General features: G+C 63.8%; 1 pseudogene. It reads left to right on the forward strand.

Features of this window, described 5'->3' with window-relative positions:
* Positions 1-273 (forward strand): annotated as a pseudogene (locus tag EOA27_RS40175) (ornithine carbamoyltransferase); the annotation flags it as partial.
* Between the last annotated feature and the right edge of the window lie 130 nt (positions 274-403).

Raw genomic sequence — 403 nt, forward strand, 5'->3', positions numbered from 1 at the left:
CATCAGGCCGACTGCGTCGTCACCGACTGCTGGGTGTCGATGGGCCAGGAACATCGCGCGCGCGGCCACAACGTCTTCCTGCCCTATCAGGTCAATGCGGCGCTGATGGCGAAGGCAAAGCCGGACGCGCTGTTCATGCACTGCCTGCCGGCGCATCGCGGCGAGGAGGTGACCGACGAGGTCATCGACGGGCCGCATTCGGTGGTGTTCGACGAGGCCGAGAACCGCCTGCATGCCCAGAAGGCGGTTTTGGCCTGGTGTCTGGGAGCTTGATCTCCGGAGGTGTGATGCCTATCTGCGGCGCATCACGCAAATCGAGCGCGTTTGGACGCATGCACCCCAAAGGGTGGCATGGCCGCGCCCCGGAGCTTTGTCATGTTGGAAACCCGTCAAGTGACTGAAC

Origin of the sequence: Mesorhizobium sp. M2A.F.Ca.ET.037.01.1.1 (assembly GCF_003998075.1) — a bacterium.
Classification (GTDB): domain Bacteria; phylum Pseudomonadota; class Alphaproteobacteria; order Rhizobiales; family Rhizobiaceae; genus Mesorhizobium.